General features: G+C 72.0%; 11 protein-coding genes. 9 read left to right on the forward strand and 2 right to left on the reverse strand.

Going from position 1 to position 14,983, the window contains the following annotated elements; all coding sequences use genetic code 11:
- The first annotated feature begins 239 nt into the window (after nucleotides 1-239).
- The 9 genes from AB0383_RS40735 (at nucleotide 240) to AB0383_RS40775 (ending at nucleotide 11,487) form a co-directional block, all read left to right on the forward strand.
- Nucleotides 240-3,164 (forward strand): hypothetical protein, encoded by a 2,925-nt coding sequence (locus tag AB0383_RS40735; RefSeq protein ID WP_366190109.1) that lies wholly within the window; start codon nucleotides 240-242, stop codon nucleotides 3,162-3,164.
- Nucleotides 3,157-4,143 (forward strand): HAD-IIA family hydrolase, encoded by a 987-nt coding sequence (locus tag AB0383_RS40740; protein WP_366190110.1) that lies wholly within the window; start codon nucleotides 3,157-3,159, stop codon nucleotides 4,141-4,143. The genes AB0383_RS40735 and AB0383_RS40740 overlap by 8 nt, the downstream gene beginning before the upstream one ends.
- A gap of 16 nt (nucleotides 4,144-4,159) precedes the next feature.
- Nucleotides 4,160-4,366, forward strand: a complete 207-nt coding sequence (locus tag AB0383_RS40745) for a hypothetical protein (RefSeq protein ID WP_364177673.1) — start codon at nucleotides 4,160-4,162, stop codon at nucleotides 4,364-4,366.
- Nucleotides 4,367-4,371: 5 nt separating this feature from the next.
- Nucleotides 4,372-5,217: a TlyA family RNA methyltransferase gene (locus AB0383_RS40750; protein ID WP_364177670.1), complete on the forward strand. Its 846-nt coding sequence runs from the start codon at nucleotides 4,372-4,374 to the stop codon at nucleotides 5,215-5,217.
- Nucleotides 5,214-6,140 (forward strand): NAD kinase, encoded by a 927-nt coding sequence (locus tag AB0383_RS40755; RefSeq protein WP_364177668.1) that lies wholly within the window; start codon nucleotides 5,214-5,216, stop codon nucleotides 6,138-6,140. Before AB0383_RS40750 ends, AB0383_RS40755 begins: the two co-directional genes overlap by 4 nt.
- Nucleotides 6,141-6,322: 182 nt before the next feature.
- The gene (gene recN, locus AB0383_RS40760; protein ID WP_364177665.1) at nucleotides 6,323-8,104 is read left to right on the forward strand and encodes a DNA repair protein RecN; all 1,782 of its coding nucleotides are present in this window, start codon (nucleotides 6,323-6,325) and stop codon (nucleotides 8,102-8,104) included.
- A 9-nt stretch (nucleotides 8,105-8,113) separates the two neighbouring features.
- Nucleotides 8,114-9,259: a DUF1266 domain-containing protein gene (locus AB0383_RS40765; protein WP_366190111.1), complete on the forward strand. Its 1,146-nt coding sequence runs from the start codon at nucleotides 8,114-8,116 to the stop codon at nucleotides 9,257-9,259.
- Nucleotides 9,260-9,355: 96 nt separating this feature from the next.
- The gene (steA, locus tag AB0383_RS40770; RefSeq protein WP_366190112.1) at nucleotides 9,356-10,540 is read left to right on the forward strand and encodes a putative cytokinetic ring protein SteA; all 1,185 of its coding nucleotides are present in this window, start codon (nucleotides 9,356-9,358) and stop codon (nucleotides 10,538-10,540) included.
- On the forward strand, nucleotides 10,537-11,487 hold the full coding sequence (locus AB0383_RS40775; protein WP_364177657.1) for a copper transporter: 951 nt from the start codon (nucleotides 10,537-10,539) through the stop codon (nucleotides 11,485-11,487). The genes steA and AB0383_RS40775 overlap by 4 nt, the downstream gene beginning before the upstream one ends.
- A 71-nt stretch (nucleotides 11,488-11,558) precedes the next feature.
- On the opposite strand, the gene AB0383_RS40780 is transcribed toward AB0383_RS40775, so the two are convergent.
- Nucleotides 11,559-13,475 (reverse strand): glycosyl hydrolase family 18 protein, encoded by a 1,917-nt coding sequence (locus tag AB0383_RS40780; protein WP_366190113.1) that lies wholly within the window; start codon nucleotides 13,473-13,475, stop codon nucleotides 11,559-11,561.
- 212 nt (nucleotides 13,476-13,687) lie between these two features.
- Nucleotides 13,688-14,962 carry an alginate lyase family protein gene (locus AB0383_RS40785; protein ID WP_366190114.1) on the reverse strand — a complete coding sequence of 425 codons (1,275 nt, stop codon included), beginning with the start codon at nucleotides 14,960-14,962 and terminating at the stop codon, nucleotides 13,688-13,690.
- Between the last annotated feature and the right edge of the window lie 21 nt (nucleotides 14,963-14,983).

Below are 14,983 nucleotides of genomic sequence, written 5' to 3' on the forward strand. Positions count from 1 at the left end.
GGTACTGCAACCGAAGGGTTGTGGGAGAGTAGGACGCCGCCGAACTTACTTAGAGTAGGCCCCGGTCGAGAATCTTCACGGTTCTCCCGGGGCCTATCTCTATGTGGCGTGCTGTGCGGCGCCCATGACGGAGCGCCATGCGCGCGCGGGGTGCTCTCAACAGCCCCGTAGGATGGTCAGTCGGCCCCCATAGCGGGTGGCCCGTGAGAACACAAGATTTTTCTATGGCAGGAGGCCAGGTGTCCGAGTTCGGTCGACGTGACTCAGAGGATGATGGGTCCGGCCGGTCGGCTCGCCGCGACCAGGGCTCCCGCGGCAACCGGTCGGACGCGCCCCGGGGAGACCGGCGTGGCGCGCGGCAGGACCGCGGCGGGCGTGACGGTGGCTACCAGGGACGCCCCCGGCGGGACGACCACGGTGCGCGCGGTGGTGGGTACCAGGGCCGCCCCTCGGGTGGCGACAACCCCCGTGACCAGCGCAGCGGCGGATACGCCGGTAACCGCGACGGCGGCCCGCGCGCAGGCTCTGACGACCGCGGATCGCGCGGCGGCTACGACAACCGCTCCGGCCGGCCGCAGGGCAAGTCCGCGTCCGGGCGTCGCTGGGAGGACCGCGGTTCGAGCGGCTCGACCGGCGGCTTCCGCAACGACAACCGCTCCGGCGGCGGCTTCCGTGATTCCCGTGGTTCCGGCGGCCCCCGCGACAACCGCGGCGGGTTCCGTGACGACCGGGGCGGCTCCGGTGGTTTCCGCCCCAACCGCGATTCGGGTGGCGACGACCGCGGTTTCCGCGGCGACCGCGACAATCGCGGCGGCGGTTTCCGCAACGACCGGGACGACCGCAATTCCGGCGGTTTCCGGAAGGACCACGGCGGCTCGGGCTACCGTGACGACCGCGGTGGCTCTGGCTACCGCGGCGGCAATTCGGGTGGGTCGCGTGACGACCGCGGTGGCTACCGCGGCGGCAGCGGTTCGGGCTCGCGTGACGAGCGTGGTGGCTCGGGCTACCGGGGCAACAGCTCGGGTGGATCGCGCGACGACCGCGGTGGCTCCTCCTTCCGCAGTGGCGGCGGCTCGGGCGGTTTCCGTGGCGACCGCAGTGGCGGCAGCTCGGGCGGGTACCGCAACGACCGTGGCAGCGGTGGGTCCGGCTTCCGCAACGACCGCGGCGGCAGCAGCTCCGGCGGCTACCGGGGCGACCGCGATGACCGCGGTGGCTCGGGCGGCTACCGAGGTGACCGGGACAACCGGGGCACCTCGGGTGGTTACCGGGGTGACCGGGACAACCGCGGCGCGTCGGGTGGTTACCGGGGTGACCGCGACGACCGCGGCCCGCGCACCGGTGGGTCCCGCGACGACCGCCGGCCGGGTGGCTTCCAGAAGGACCGTGACGACCGCGGCTTCCGCAGCGGTGGCTCGCGTGACGACCGTGGCGGCTCGGGCTACCGGGGCGGCAGCTCGGGTGGGTCCCACGACGACCGGGGCGGTTTCCGCAACGACCGCAGCTCGGGCAGCGGTTTCCGCAAGGACGACCGCGGCGGCTACCGGGGCGGCTCGGACCGCCGTGACGATCGGGGCGCCCCGCGCGGCTCCGACCGCCGCGACAACGGCCCGCGCGACAGCCGAGGCTCCTTCAACCGAGACGACCGCGGCGGCTCCCGCGACCGCCGCGACTCGGGTGACTCCCGCGGCTTCGACCGCGCGGACACCCGCGGCGCCGCCTCCGACGACGACTTCGACATCACCGACGACGGCTTCGTCGCCGGCGACACCGCCGGCCGCGATGACTTCGCGAAGCCCGGCGACAGCGGCCGCGGCGAGCGCTCTGACGTGACCGCCGGCGGCGACGCCGCACGCGACCACGCGGACGGGGACGACGCCGCACCGCGCGCCGACCGCGCGGATGACGGCGACTCCGATCGCGAGGAGCCGGCTTCGCGCGACGTCGTCCGGTCGCAGGCTGACGACTCGGCCGATCGCGACAGCGAGCGGTCCGCTCGGGACAGCCGAGACGACGCGCCCGAGGGCGACGACAACGGTGACCGCAGCGGTCGCGAGCACGCTTCGCCTGACGACCGCGACGACAGCAACGGTGGCACGCAGTCCGCTCGCGAAGACCGCGACAGTGACAACTCGGGCGAGGACCGCCGAGACAATGGCGACGGGACCGCGGTGTCGGCTCGCGATGACCGCGCCGAGCGGTCCTCTCGCGACAACGGCTCGAGTGACGACCGCCGAACCGGTGGCGACCGTGGCAACGGTGGCGAGCGGTCCTCTCGCGACGACCGAGGAGACCGCGGTAGCAGCGGCCGTCCCCGTCGTGACTTCCGCGAAGGCCGCGACAACCGAGACAACCGCCGAGACGACCGGCCCCGTCGGGACGACCGCGACGCGCGCGGGGGCCGCGACTCGCGGCCGCGGCGGGACGAGCGCCCGATGCGCGGCACGCGTGCCGGCGCGGAGGCGCTGGACGACGCGGCGCTGGCGAGAGAGCTGCTCGAAGCGCCGGAGCTGCCGGAGGGCATCGAGTACTCCGATCTGGACGAAGAGGTGCGGCGTGAGCTGCGGACGTTGCCGAAGGGGCTGGCCGAGACCGTCGGGAAGCACCTGGTCGCGGCGGGCGGGCTGATCGACGTCGACCCGGAGGCGGCGCTGGAGCACGCGAAGTACGCGAAGCTCAAGGCGTCGCGCGTGCCGATCGTGCGGGAGGCGCTGGGGCTGGCGGCCTACCACGCGGGCAACTGGCAGGAGGCGCTGTCGGAGCTGCGGGCCGTGCGGCGCATGACGCGCAGCGACGAGCACATCGCCATCATCGCCGACTCCGAGCGGGCCCTGGGTCGGCCGGAGCGGGCGCTGGACCTGGCGAAGGAGACCGACACGGCGAAGCTCTCGAAGGCGACGCAGGTCGAGCTCGCGATCGTCGCGGCCGGGGCGCGGCGCGACCTCGGCCAGATGGACGCGTCGGTCGTCTCGTTGCAGGGGCCGGACCTGGTGCCCAGCAAGCGGGACCCGTGGAGCGCGCGCCTGTTCTACGCCTACGCCGACAACCTCGTGGCCGCCGGGCGCAAGGATGAGGCCGTGCGCTGGTTCCTCAACGCCGCCGAGGCCGACAACGAAGACGAGACCGACGCCGCCGAGCGGGCGGCGGAGCTCTCGAATGAGTGACGCGCTCCTCGCGGGCTACGACGCGGTGCTGTTCGACCTGGACGGCACCGTGTACCACGGCTCGCAGGTGATCGAGGGCGCGCCGGAGGCGGTCGGGGCCGTGCGGGAGCACGGCGCGGCCGTCCGGTACATCACGAACAACGCGTCCAAAGCGCCGGCCGACGTGGTGGAGCATCTCCGAGCGCTGGGCCTCGACGCGGCCGTCGACGAGGTGCACACGAGTGCCCAGGCCGCGGCCGCGGTGCTCGGCGAGCGCCTGTCCGCCGGTGCGCGTGTGCTGGTCGTGGGCACCGACTCGCTGGCCGCCGAAGTGGAAACGGCCGGGCTGGGCACCGTGCGGAAGGTCGACGACGATGTCGCGGCCGTCGTGCAGGGGCACTCGCCGGAGACCGCGTGGGCCGACCTCGCCGAGGCGGCGCTGGCGATCCGCGCGGGCGCGCTCTGGGTGGCGTGCAACGTCGACGCGACCCTGCCCACCGAGCGAGGCCTGTTGCCGGGCAACGGTTCCATGGTCGCCGCGCTGCGCACGGCCACCGACACCGAACCGGTCGTCGCGGGCAAACCGCAGCCGCTGCTGTTCGAGACGGCCGCACGGTCGGCCGGCTCGAGCCGGCCGCTGGTGGTGGGCGACCGGCTCGACACCGACATCGCCGGTGCGGTCGCCGCGGGCATGGACGTGCTCGCGGTGCTCTCCGGCGTCGCGACGCCGGCCGGTCTCCTGACCGCGATCCCCGCCGAACGGCCGACGCACCTGGCCGCCGACCTGACCGCTCTCACGCAGCGCGCCGAAGACCTCAAGATCGGTCCCCGGCCGGGCTGGGAGATCACGTCCGGCGACGTGCTGACCGTGCGCGGCAGCGGAGAAGCCCTCGACCTGCTGCGCGCGCTGTGCCACGCGGCGTGGGCGAGCGGCGTGACCGAGGTCCGGGCCGAAGGCGACGCGGCCGAGGCGGCGCTGACCGGGCTGCAGCTGGCCTGACTGGTAGTTTGAGCTCGTGCACCCGAACGTCCCGCGACCTGTTCCTGGCCCTCCGCCGGTACCCGGACCCGGCCCGCAGCAGATCGATCCCCGCGCGGGGATCGAGGAAGCCGTGGCGGGCATCGACGACTTGAGCTCGGTACCGCTCGCCGAGCACGTCGACCGGTTCGAAGCCGTGCACACCGAGCTCACCGTGGCCCTGTCCAGCATCGACAGGGTCTGACCGGCGTGCCCAAACGGGCCCGCCTCGACGCGGAGCTGGTTCGCCGCGGCCTGGCCCGCTCGCGGGAACAGGCGTCGGCCCTGATCACCGGCGGCAAGGTCTCCGTGCGGGGCATGGTCGCGACCAAACCCGCCACCGGCGTCGAGTCCGACGCGCCCATCGTGGTGAAGGACGAGGACGACCCCGGCTGGGCCTCCCGCGGCGCGCACAAACTCCTGGGTGCACTGGAGAAGTTCGGCCCCGAAGGCCTCACGGTCGAGGGCCGCCGCTGCCTCGACGCCGGCGCGTCCACCGGCGGGTTCACCGATGTCCTGCTTCGGGGCGGCGCCGCCACCGTGATCGCCGCCGACGTCGGCCGCGGCCTGCTCGACTGGCGCCTGCGGACCGACGAGCGCGTGGTCGTGCTCGACCGCACGAACGTACGCAACCTGACGCCGGAGACCCTCGGCGGCCAAGTCGACCTCGTCGTCGGCGACCTGTCCTTCATCTCGCTCAAGCTCGTGCTGCCCGCGCTCGCCGACTGCGCGCGCGAAGGCGCCGACCTCGTGCCCATGGTCAAACCGCAGTTCGAGGTCGGCAAGGACCGGCTCGGCAGCGGCGGCGTGGTCCGCGATCCCGAGCTGCGCGTGCAGTCCGTGGTCGACGTCATCGCCGAAGCCGCGAAGCTGGGGCTCGCGTTGCGCGGGGTCGTCGCGAGCCCGCTGCCCGGCCCCTCCGGCAACGTCGAGTACTTCGTGTGGCTGCGCCGAGATCTTCGGCATCAAGATCCGGGCGAACCCCCGGCCGCCGATGGCACTGTGGACGGTGTCGAGCGGCTCGTGCGGGCCGCCGTCCAGGAAGGACCCCAGTGACCAGCGAACGTGAAGTGCTTCTCGTGGCGCACCCGGACCGGGACCACACGCGGGAGGCCGCACGCGAGGTGTCCGCGCGGTTCACGAAGGCCGGGATCCGGCTGCGCGTGACCGACGAAGAGGTGCGTCAGCTCATCGACCCCGACGGCTGCATGGACATGCCCTGCACCGTCGTGGCGCCGCAGGACGACCCCGCGCGCGGAGCTGAGCTCGTGTTCGTGCTCGGCGGCGACGGCACGCTGCTGCGCGCGGCCGAGCTCGCGCGGCCGGCGGGCGTGCCGGTGCTCGGGGTGAACCTCGGCCGCGTCGGCTTCCTGGCCGAGGCCGACTCCGACGCGCTCGCCGACGCCGTGCAGCGAGTGGTCGACCGCGAGTACCAGGTCGAGGAACGGATGACGATCGACGTCACCGTCACCCACGGCGGCGTCGAGCTTTACCGCACGTGGGCCCTCAACGAGGCCAGCGTGGAGAAGTTCTCGCGCGAGCGCGTGCTTGACGCGCTGATCGAGGTCGACGGCCGCCCGGTCTCGTCCTTCGGCTGCGACGGCGTGCTGTGCGCGACGCCCACCGGCTCCACCGCGTATGCCTTCTCCGCCGGCGGCCCGATCATGTGGCCCGACGTCGAGGCGCTGCTCGTGGTGCCCAGCAACGCCCACGCCCTGTTCGCACGTCCGCTCGTGGTCTCGCCCGACTCCGTGATCACCGTCGGCATCGACCCCTCGGGCCATAGCGCCGTCCTGACCTGCGACGGGCTGCGCAGCTTCGACATGCCGCCGGGCTCGCTCGTGCGCGTCGTCTGCGGCCGCCGGCCGGTGCGGCTCGTGCGGCTGTGGGATGGCGTGTTCACCGACCGGCTGGTGCACAAGTTCGGCCTGCCGGTGCGCAGCTGGCGCGAACGGCGTACCGGCGGCCGCTCGGTCTGACCGGGTACGGGCGTGCGGTGATCGACGACGTGCGGCGCTCTCCTTTGCAACGCAGGGTGTGCGCGAGGTGACCCGTGACACGCCCGGGCCGAAGCGTCCGCACAGGTGTTCGACCAGGGAAAAGAACGTTTAGCACCGGTCGAGCGCACGGAAGGTCGGTGGGGGCGGCTACCGTAGGCGTCGTGCTGGCCGAGATGCGCATCCAGGGCCTCGGAGTCATCGAGGACGCCCTGCTGGAACTGCACCCGGGTTTCACCGTCGTGACCGGTGAGACGGGCGCCGGGAAGACCATGGTCGTGACCGGGCTGCACCTGCTCTCCGGTGGGCGGGCCGAAGCGTCCAAGGTCCGGAACGGAATGCTCAAGGCCTTCGTCGAGGGGCGCTTCACCCTCGACAAGGCCGACACCGCGAGCCGCATCGTCACCGACGCGGGCGCGGACATCGACGAGGACGGCAGCGTGATCGCGCTGCGCACGGTGGCCGTCGACGGGCGGTCGAGAGCCCACCTGGGCGGCCGGTCCGTGCCGGTCGGCGTGCTGGCCGACCTGTCCGAGCAGGTGATCGCCGTGCACGGGCAGAACGACCAGCTGCGGCTGCTGCGCCCGAGCGAGCAGCGCGCGGTGATCGACCGGTTCGCGGGATCCGAGGTCGGCGAACCGCTCGCCGCCTACCGTGAGGTACGCGAGGAGTGGCTGGCCGTGATCGGCGAGCTCACCGAGCGTTCCACCCGGTCGCGGGAGATGGCGCAGCAGGCCGACCTGCTCAAGCACGGTCTCACCGAGATCGACGCCGTCGCGCCCGAACCGGGCGAGGACGTCGAGCTTACCGAGCAGATCAAGCGGCTGATGGCCGTCGACGAGCTGCGCGCTTCGGCGACCGAAGCGCACGTCGCGGTCTCGGGTTCGCAGGACGGCGACCCCGACGCGCCCGGTGCGCTCGGCCTCGTCGGCGAAGCCTTGCGGCGCCTGGCCTCGGCCGAGGACGCGGCGCTGCGGGAGCTCGTGCCGCGGCTGGAAGAAGCGTCGATGCTGCTCACCGACGTCGGCGCGGAGCTCGGCGGGTACATCGAGGGCCTCGACGCCGACCCGGCGCTGCTGGAGAAGGTGCTGGCGCGCCAGGCTGACCTCAAACGGCTCACGCGCAAGTACGCGGCCGACGTCGACGGAGTGCTGGCCTGGGCCGACGACGCCCGCCGCCGGCTCGAGTCGATGGACACCTCCGAGGAGGCGCTCGCCGAGCTGGCCCGCCGCCGCGACGAGCTCGCCGTGAAGCTGGGCGACCTCGCCACCGCCGTGTCGGCGGCGCGCGGCAAGGCCGCGGCCGAGCTGGCGTCGGCGATCACCAAGGAGCTCTCCGGTCTCGCGATGGGGCAGGCGGAGCTGGAGATCACCGTCGAGCAGAAGCCCGCCGAGCACGGCGACCGCCAGGCGCTCGCGATCGACGGCCACGCCGTCCACGCCGGCTCGGACGGCATCGACGAGGTCGAGCTGCTCCTGCGCGCCCACAACGGCGCGCCGCCGCTGCCGGTGCACAAGGCCGCCTCCGGCGGTGAGCTCTCACGCGTGATGCTGGCCATCGAGGTGGTGCTCGCCCACGCCGACACGGTGCAGACGCTGGTGTTCGACGAGGTCGACGCTGGCGTCGGAGGGCGCGCGGCGGTCGAGATCGGCCGCCGGCTCTCCCGGCTCGCGCGGACGCACCAGGTGCTCGTGGTGACACACCTGCCGCAGGTCGCGGCCTTCGCCGACCAGCACCTGGTGGTGGACAAGGGCACCAGCGGCGGCGTCACGCGAAGCGGCGTGAAGACGCTGAAGCAGCCGGACCGAGTGAAGGAGCTGGCCCGCATGCTCGCCGGCATGGACGGCACCGAGACCGGCCGCGCCCACGCCGAGGAGCTGCTCGCCGTGGCCGAGAAGGACAAGGCCGCCGCCGAGCCGAAACGCAAGCGCGCCAAGAAGGGCTGACCACACTCCATGATCTGGGCCGCGGTGGCCGACGTCGAGGCGGAGCTCGCCCGGGCTCGGCGCGACGGCGATCTCGACCGGTTCCTCGGGCTGCTCGGCGACGAAGAGCTGTTCGTGCCGGTGCTCCGGGAAGACGCGGAAAAACTCGCGAGCGAACAGGGCTGGTCGTCGGCCAAGGCCTGCTGTCGCGAGCGTTCGCTGCGGTTGTTCACGCGCGGCGCCCTGCCCGACCTCGGTGCCCACGTGGTGTTCCTCAGCGGCGACCTCGACTGGGCCCTGCACGGGGTCGGCGCCGATGAGCAGGTGGTGTTCAATGCCGGCACCCTCGGCGAGTGGCGCGTGCCCGGTTCGGCCGTGGTGCCGTGGCTCGACGCGAACCCGCACCGCGTCACGGCGGTCGAGCAGCAGGTCGAACGGCTCAACACCGCTCGCTACGGGCACTTCGAGGGCCCGCTGGCCCACGCGCTCGCGTGCGGCGCGCACCAAGCGGTGCTCACCGCCGAGCCGTGGAACGTGCTCGATGCGCGCTACCACGACTACGTCGCCGAGGTCCGCGGCCTGCGCGACTGGTGGGGCGTGTCCGACGCGGCCGGCTGGCGCGCCGCGATGAACGACCTCGTCGGCCCCGGCTACACGCTCACGCCCGGCAACCTCGTCCTCGTGCTGCGCGCCCGCTACGGCGCGGGGCTCGATTCGTGGTCCTGGGCCGAGCTCGTGGCCGGCTGGTGCGCGGACAACGGCGCGCGGGACCAGGCGCCCGCGCTCACCGACGTCCTGCGGCGCGTCGTGCGGTACGAGCAGCGCTTCCGAGCCGACGGATTACTGCCACCCTCCGGCGTCGTCGGCACCACGATCGGGTGGGACGTCGCCCGTGCGGTGGCGATGGCGCGCTGGGGTTTGGCGGTGGGTCACTGCGATCCGCTCACGGCCGAGCTGATGGTGCTCGAAGCCGGCGCGGTGGCGCGTCGCTACCACGAGTCATGGGCCGAGCTGTCCGCGAGCTACGTCATGGGCCGGGCCCTCGCGCTGGACGAGGAGGAGTTCGGCGAGGAGTACACCTCGGCCGTGCGAGTCCATCACCTGCTGCTTCAAGATCCTGCCAGTCCTTGGCTGAACCTCGCGTTCGCCGCGGCGGAACCCACCATCCAACCCTGAACGGACGCTCACGGCGACACCGCTCACCACAATGAGTCACGTCCCCTTCGGCGCGTCGGCGCTCGTCCCACCCACAAATTTGTCACCATCAGCCACATGAAGCTCACCGGTCTGCTCGCGCGAAACCACGAAGCCCTCCCCGGCATCACCGGCGTCGCGCGGGTCGACCGCCGCACCCGGGAGCTGCTGCGTCGCGTCAGCGCCGGCGACGTGGCGGTGCTCGACCAGCTCGACCTCGACCGCGCGACGGCCGACGCGCTGGTGGAGGCCGAGGTCGCCGCCGTGGTGAACGCGTCGCCGTCGATCTCCGGCCGGTTCCCGAACCTGGGCCCGGAGATCCTGCTGGCCGCGGGCATCCCGCTCGTCGACTCGGTCGGCGGCGAGTTGCTGCGCACGGTCAAGGACGGCACGAAGCTCCGGGTGCACGAGGGCGTCGTCTACATCGGGGAGCGGCAGATCGCCTCCGGCGACGAGCAGACGCCCGAGAGCGTCGCCGACCAGATGATCGAGGCCAAGGCCGGGATGTCGACGCAGCTGGAGGCGTTCTCGGCCAACACCATCGAGTTCCTCCGCCGCGAGCGCACGCTGATCCTCGACGGGGTCGGCGTGCCCGAGCTGCGGCTGCCGATGCGCGACCGCCACGTGCTGGTGGTCGCGGGCGGCAACGGCCACGCAGAAGACCTCAAGCGGCTCAAGAAGTACATCGGGGAGCACCGGCCGGTGCTCGTCGGCGTCGACGCGGGGGCCGACACGCTGCGCGCGCAGGGCCACACGCCCGACGTGATCGTGGGCGACCCGACCGGCATCGGCACCGCGACCCTGCGCAGCGGCGCCGAGGTCGTGGTGCCCGCGCAGCCCGACGGCCACGCGCCCGGTGTCGAGCGCATCCAGGACCTGGGCATCGGCGCGGTCACGTTCCCCGCGTCGGGCAACTCCGAGGACCTCGCGCTGCTGCTGGCCGACGCCCACGGCGCGAGCCTCGTGGTCACCGTCGGGTTCCAGGCCACACTGCGGGAGTTCCTCGACCACGGCCGGTCGGGCTCGAACCCGTCGACGTTCCTCACCCGGCTCAAGCTGGGCACGAAGCTGGTCGACGGCAAGGCCGTCGCGACACTGCACCGCAGCCGGGTGTCCTTGGGCGCCGTCGCGCTGCTCGTCCTCGCCGCCGTCGTCGTGGTGGTCGCCGCGCTGCTGGTCTCCGACGTCGGCTCCGTCTACCTGGACTGGATCCAGCACACCTGGACCACGTTCACCACCTGGGTGAAGGGGCTCTTCACGTGATTTCCCTGCGGTACCACATCGTTTCCATCACGGCGTGCTTCCTCGCGCTGGCCGTCGGCGTGGTTCTGGGCTCCACCGCGCTCAACGGCTCGCTGCTCTCGGGCCTGTCGGACCAGAAGAAGGACCTCGGCACGCAGGTCTCCGACCTCGAGGCGCAGCGCAACGCGCTCAATGCGCGCCTGGCCGACTCCGACGCGTTCGCCGGGTCGATGGGCCCGAAGGTCGTGGCCGGCACGCTCGACAAGCGCACGGTGGTGCTCGTGACCACCGAAGACGCGCGCCCGGCCGACCGCGACGCGATCAAGCAGCTCGTGCAGCAGTCCGGCGCCTCGGTCACGGGGGAGCTGCAGCTCACGGACTCGTTCACGGATCCCGAGAAGGCCGACCAGCTGCGCGACGTCGTCACGCGCCTGCAGCCGGCCGGTTCGCAGTTCCCGACCGCGGGTGACTCCGGCACGCTCGCCGGCGCGCTGCTCGGTTCGGTGCTGCTGCTCGACAAGACCACGGCGAAGCCGCAGTCCACGGGCGACGAGCTGGCCGCTGCGCTTGGCGGCCTCACCGACGGCGGTTTCGTGAAGCCCAGCCAGGGCGTGCAGCCGGCGCAGCTGGCGATCGTGCTCACCGGGTCGCAGCAGACGGGCGAGGGCGCGGGCGACCGCGCGGCCACGATCGCGCGGTTCGCGACGCAGCTCGACCGCTCCGGCGCGGGCACGGTGCTCGCCGGTGATCCGGGTTCGGCCGACGGCTCCGGCCCGATCGGTGTGGTGCGCGCAGACACCTCCGCGACGTCCATCCTGTCCACTGTGGACAACGTCGACTCCGCCGCCGGCCGCGTGGCGACGCTGCTGGCCCTGCGCGAGCAGCTCGACGGCGGCTCCGGCCGCTACGGCACCGGCGGCAACGCCCAGGCCCCCGCGCCGGGCGTCGGGTCTTCGACCGGGAACTAGCACCACGCACGTCGGCGGCGGGCCGGGATCTCTTGGAGGGTGAGAGATCCGGACTCGCCGCCGATTTGCGCTCAGCAGGAGCCGTTGTCGGCCCAGACGCCCTGGCTGCCGCCGGGGGTGTCGCCCTGGGTCCACCACTTCGCGGTCCATTTGTGCCCGTTGTAGGCCACGACCGCGCCACCGCTGTAGGCCTGCGTGGCGCTCCACGCGGCCGGGCAGGAGCCCACCGGCGGCGTGGTCGTGCCGCCTTGCGAGCAGACGCCGTTGTCGGTCCACACGTTCTGGCTGCCGCCGGGGGTGTCACCCTGCGTCCACCACTTGGCCGTCCACTGGTGCCCGTTGTACGAGACGACCGCACCGCCGGTGTACGCCTGCGTCGCGCTCCACGCCGCCGCCGAGCACGAGCCGCCGGCCGGGGCGGTCGGGGTCGTGGGCGGAGACGTCGGCGTCGTCGGGGTCGTCGGCGTGGTGGGAGCCGTCGGGGTGGTGGGTGTGGTCGGCGGCGTGGTGCCGCAGCCGGCCGTGGAGCTCGCCAGCCCGTTGACGACGTCGTGGAACAGTGTCGCGTTGGGATCGAGGTCGTAGAGCGAGAACATCACCGCGCCGGCCAGGTTGTTGCAGTGGATGTAGTCGGTGCGGGCCTTGATGGACTGCGCCGACGAGCCGCCGTAGAAGTTCGTGCCGTCGTAGAACCACGCCGACTGCGTGGTCGGGTCGTAGAAGGTGTCCGCCGGGTTGTCGACGATTCCGCCCAGTTCCTTGTACATCGCGATGCCGGGCACGTTGCCGCTCAACGTCTTCCCGGCCGAGGGCCCGGACGCCGACTGGTACAGCCCGTGGTTGGAACCGGCGGGCACACCCGTCCAGCCACGGTAGTAGAACGGGATGCCGAGCGTGAGCTTGTTCGCCGGGAAGCCGCCGGGGATGCCGTACGCGGACGAGCCCTGGGTGTAGGCCTTGATCACCGAGTCGGTCGTGTACTTCTCGGTGCCGGGCGGGATCGTGCCCGAGGGGTCGTTGGGCGAACCGTAGAGCGGGTCCTGGAAGTTCGTCGGCCCGGTCGCGTCCCACGCGCCGTGCATGTCGTACGTCATCGCGTCGGCGAAGTCCATGTACTGGCCGATTTTGTCGGTCTGCAGCTTCGCGATCTTGTCCTGTCCGCCCGGCAGCGCGGCGGAGACGGAGTAGTGCTTGCCGCCCAATGCGTCGAGCTCGGTGCGGAACTCCCTGAGCAGCGCGGTGAAGTTCGCCGTGTCGTTCGCGCTCACGTGGTTGCCGAGGTGGCCCGTGTTCGACCCGGGGTACTCCCAGTCGATGTCGAAGCCGTCGAAGATGCCGGCCGCGGTGCCGGGGCCGCCGTAGCCGCCCTGCGAGGGGAGGTTGCCCTTGATGAACATGTCGATGCACGAGCTCACGAACTTCTTGCGCGACGCGTCGGTGGCCGCCACGTCGGAGAAGTACTTTGAGTACGTCCAGCCGCCGAGCGAGAGCACCACCTTGAGGTTCGGGTGGCGCGCTTTGAGCTCCTGCAGCTGGTGGAAGTTGCCGACGATCGGCATGCCGAACGCGTCGGCCGTGCCGTCGACACTGATGTCCGAGCCGAAGGACTTCTGGTAGTCGGCGAAGGCGTCGCCCGCTCCGTCGCCCGCGTTCGGGTTGTTCTCGCCGGCGGGGTCGGGGTCACTCGCCTTCGTGGCCTCGAAGCAGGTGAGGTTCGTCGGGTCGATGTTCTCGAAGTCGTAGATCAGGTAGTCGAGGTTGCCCGCGAGCGCGTCGACGTTCTTGGGGTAGTAGGCGTTCTGGTAAATGCTCCACTGGTCGTAGTAGGCGACGCGCAGGCCGCCCGACGAGGCGGCTTGTGCACTCGCGGCCGGGACCACGCCCGCGCCTTCCGCCGGCGGGCCGGCCAGCGTCGTGAGCCCGCCGACGACCACCGCCGCCGCGGCGGCCGGGAGCCACGCGGCTCTTCTGGATACCTTGTGCTGCATGTGTTCTCCCTCGCGCAGGCGAACGGTCCTCCGCGCCCGGGGGAGCGCGGAGGACCGACGCGACGTGTGGATCACTGCCTGAGCGGTACCGGCCCGTTGCAGAGAATGTGAACCAGTGCACAGGGAGAGTCAATACTTTGGACTAGACCAATTTCGAGGCCAGGGGCGCTATCGGGTGTTTCGTCCGGAAAAGCCCACCGAAGGTCGGCCCGTCACTTGAGCGGCGGGTCGAGCGGGAAGCACGTGACGCGCACCGGCCACGTGTCCCCACCGGCCGGCAGCGGCATCTGCTTGAGCGCCTTCGCCGCGTCGGTGTCGTGAGCCTCCTCGGCTGCCGCGTGGAAGATGTCCGCGGCGATCGACTGGTCCAGCGGGGCGATCTGCGGGTACGGCCACGACGGCACACCGTGCAGCGCCGCCGGGATGAGCCGGTCGACGACCTTGCGCAGCGTCACGCCGTTGTCCGCGTGGTAGCCCCACACGTCGACCCCAAGGGTGCGCCCGACCTCGGCCATCCGCCCCCACGCCGTGAGGTTGAAGTTCACGTAGTGCCACGAGATCGTGCGCGTGAGCTCGAGCGGCTGGTTGCCGTCGGCGTCGAACTGCACCGGGAACCGCTTGTGCAGCGCGTCGGTCACGATCTTGCGCGCCTGGTCCGTCTTGCCGAGGTAGGCGGCGATGGTGGCGTTCTGCATGTCGAGGAACGTGCCGTGGTTGTTGGTCGCGGCCAGCTCCAGCTTCGCCTGCGGGCTGGTCTGCATCCAAGTGAGGTACTGGCCGAGCCACGCGCGGATCGCCGAGCGGTCGTGGCCGGTCCAGCCGGGCGCGCCGGAGTCGAGCAGGGCGAACGCGTCGAGCAACTGGCTGAACGACTGCGTGGAGTCGATGATCCCCGTGCCGCTGATCGTGTTCTTGCATGGCACGATCTGTGAGTAGGTCATGTTCGGGTTCATCCGCGTCGCCGGGTCGAGGAACCACGTGCGGATGTCGAGGGCGGCGCGCTGGGCGTACTTCGCGTCGCCGGTGTAGTACCAGGCCGTGCTGAGGTAGTAGATCGCGTCCCACGCCACCATGCGGTAGGTGTGGTCGGTGATCGCGTCGGCCTCGGGGTTGCGCTCGCCGTCGCGGTTCACGTACGGGCAGCCCTGCGGGTTGTCCGGTGTTTTCGGCTGACTGGCCCACTGGTAGGGCGCCTGGCTCTGGTAGTCGTGCTTGTCGCCGCTCGGCGGGGTGGTGGGCTTGTCCATGACCGACCACGGACCGGCGGTCAGCGCCTCGTCGGCCTTGCCCAGCAAGGTCTTCAGCGCGGCTTTTTGCGCCGCGGTGGCGTGCCCGTGGGTCAGCGCCGTGCGGATCTGCGCGAGTTTCTTGCCGTCGGTGACCACGGTGTGCGGCGCCGGCGCGGCGGTGGCCGTGCCGCTCAGCGGGACCACCGCCAGCACCGCCGTGAGCACGGTCGCGCCGAGCACGCGTAACTGCCTTCGCACTGTTTCGCCCTTCGTTTTCCC

It is taken from the genome of Amycolatopsis sp. NPDC051373, assembly GCF_040689465.1.
Classification (GTDB): Bacteria; Actinomycetota; Actinomycetes; order Mycobacteriales; family Pseudonocardiaceae; genus Amycolatopsis.

What these genes read in the sequence shown, in the direction of transcription:
- AB0383_RS40740 (WP_366190110.1), top strand. Translation starts at nt 3,157, where the DNA reads ATGAGTGACGCGCTCCTCGCGGGCTACGACGCGGTGCTGTTCGACCTG.
- AB0383_RS40780 (WP_366190113.1), bottom strand. Translation starts at nt 13,475, where the DNA reads ATGCAGCACAAGGTATCCAGAAGAGCCGCGTGGCTCCCGGCCGCCGCG.
- AB0383_RS40765 (WP_366190111.1), top strand. Translation starts at nt 8,114, where the DNA reads ATGATCTGGGCCGCGGTGGCCGACGTCGAGGCGGAGCTCGCCCGGGCT.
- steA (WP_366190112.1), top strand. Translation starts at nt 9,356, where the DNA reads ATGAAGCTCACCGGTCTGCTCGCGCGAAACCACGAAGCCCTCCCCGGC.